Origin of the sequence: Amnimonas aquatica (assembly GCF_002943415.1) — a bacterium.
Taxonomy (GTDB): domain Bacteria; phylum Pseudomonadota; class Gammaproteobacteria; order Pseudomonadales; family Moraxellaceae; genus Perlucidibaca; species Perlucidibaca aquatica_A.
Map to the genome: position 1 here is coordinate 1 of NZ_PTQZ01000358.1, position 1,177 is coordinate 1,177.

The 1,177-nt window shown below is 59.7% G+C and carries 2 protein-coding genes and 1 tRNA gene; all 3 read right to left on the reverse strand.

The window, feature by feature from the left end; genetic code table 11:
- The coding region (locus C5O18_RS09945; protein ID WP_146089352.1) for an Arm DNA-binding domain-containing protein at window positions 1-363 on the reverse strand (363 nt) is incomplete at its 3' end.
- Between the two features lie 166 nt (window positions 364-529).
- Window positions 530-606, reverse strand: a tRNA-Met gene (locus C5O18_RS09950).
- Between the two features lie 72 nt (window positions 607-678).
- Complete coding sequence (locus C5O18_RS09955; RefSeq protein WP_105193463.1) at window positions 679-1,089, reverse strand: RcnB family protein; 411 nt, start codon at window positions 1,087-1,089, stop codon at window positions 679-681.
- Window positions 1,090-1,177: the final 88 nt, after the last annotated feature.

The following is a 1,177-nucleotide window of genomic DNA, read 5'->3' on the forward strand; positions in this document are numbered from 1 at the left end:
ATACTCCGGCGTCCATTGCGCCTTGCGCTTGTTGAACCATTCCCGGCCAACGATCTCGAAAGTGTTGCGAGCTTCGGTCTGATTGGTGGCTCGCAATTGCTGGCGGTGGAGACTGGGGTCTATGCCTTCCAGCAGCAGCCGCTTGGCTTCATCGCGGGCTTCGCGAGCATGCTTCAGGGTTGCGATGGGGTAGACGCCTATCGCCAGGGTCTTCTGCTTGCCCAGGTAGCGATAGTTCATGCGCCAGTACTTCTGGCCGTTGGCCTTCACGAGCAGGTACAGGCCGCCTCCGTCAGACATCTTGCTGTCTTTGCCCTCGGGAGAGGGCTTGGCGTTGCGGATAGCGGTGTCCGTGAGGGGCATGATTGTTGGTACCTGTCCTGTTGGTATGCTCGGATACCAGCAAACATACCAACAAAGTGTTGGGATGTCCCCGGACCCCCTTGGACCCGTGCAGACAATAAAAAACCCGCTAAACCATTGATTTAGCGGGTTTTTGGACTTCCTTGGATGTCCGCGGAAGTATGTATGGTGGCTACGGCTGGACTTGAACCTGCGACCCCAGCATTATGAGTGCTGTGCTCTAACCGACTGAGCTACGTAGCCAAACAGGCCGCGAATCTTAGATTTCGGACCCGAGGCTGTCAAGGTATCCGGCCGTCTTCCCGCCCTGCACCGTCAGCGGTTCAGAATGGCCTGCAGCACGACCCCCGTGGCTACGCCGACCAGGAAGTAGTTGCTGCTGTCCACGCTCACCCACTGGTAGCCGCGCGGCGGCTGGTGGAGGTTGTGCTTCTTCCAGGTCTGCACGACGTAGTGCTGGCCGCGGTAGCGGTCGGGCACCTTCTGGCCGACCTTCCAGTACGCGCCGTGCTGGTTCCGGTCGTGCTTCGCCGAGACATGGCGGCGATCGTCGTGGCGACGATCGGCCTGCCGGCGCTGATCGTTCCTGTCCTGATGCTGCTTGTACTGCTGCGACTGGTAAGGACGCTTGTCATCGCGCGAGTCGCGGTCATGGGCCTGGGCAACCGGCGACAGCACGAGAGACAGCGAAACAGCCAGGGCGGCGAGTTTGGTGATGCGCTTCATGATGGATTCCTCCGGTGGTGGACACTGGGCAGCGCTATGTCCCGCTGCCTTGATGTCCAATCTAGTGAAGGAAGGTGCAGGAAATTTG